The following is a 797-nucleotide window of genomic DNA, read 5'->3' on the forward strand; positions in this document are numbered from 1 at the left end:
GAAACATTATCCTGGAATGATTTAGGACTTTCAGTCCAGGGGGCAACCTATGCACTTTAGTGCATAGTGGTTGAGTTGTTTTAGGCCATAATTTTTTATCACTTGAGTCAGGTTCTTCTCGATGCAGAACTATTTGTTTAAACACACTATCATTTGTCTCATTCAATGATAATTTAGGTATTATACTACCTGTTCTTCTATCTTCTGAACCTAAGTAGTCTCTAGAGACACCAATACTTCTCTTTTCTTCACCTCTTGCTTCCCATTCAGCAGAGATAGCAGAGAATATCATTGATAATGAAGTGATTCTTTGTTGGCCATCAACAATAAGCCTTGACTTCTCGGACTCATCAGGAGCAATAACAATTACGCCCATGAAGTATTCAGTGTCATTTCCTTCTTTGAATGCATTAGTTATATCCTGCCAAAGAGTCGTTATGTGCTCTTCAGACCATGAATAATCTCTTTGGTAGTAGAGTACTTTATAGCTATAAGGCTTACGTAAGAGCTCGCCGACAGACAACGAGCCACTATCAATCGTTTTGGGGCCACTCATATTTTCCTCATTTGTATTTCTAGCGAACATGCAACCGACAGCTTCTCCGCCGTAACTAACAGACGACGCTGCGAGCCAGCCTGAGATGTCGGGTTACGGCGCGTTCAGCCACGGTTGCCCACGCCCGCATCGTAAGGCGCGCCTAACCCGACCTACAAAACTTGAGGGTCTAGATAACTTTAGCCTCTGCAACCGCATGCTAAGGTTATGTTATGCAAGGGAAAAACAGGTATTTCAGGCG

Annotated in this window: 1 protein-coding gene; it reads right to left on the minus strand. The window is 42.9% G+C overall.

Annotated elements, in window-relative coordinates:
* The coding region (locus BQ17_RS15875) for a DUF262 domain-containing protein (protein WP_141699330.1) at window positions 1-586 on the minus strand (586 nt) is incomplete at its 3' end.
* Window positions 587-797 lie beyond the last annotated feature (211 nt).

The sequence above is a fragment of the Candidatus Thiosymbion oneisti genome, assembly GCF_900092655.1.
Lineage (GTDB): Bacteria > Pseudomonadota > Gammaproteobacteria > Chromatiales > Chromatiaceae > Thiosymbion > Thiosymbion oneisti.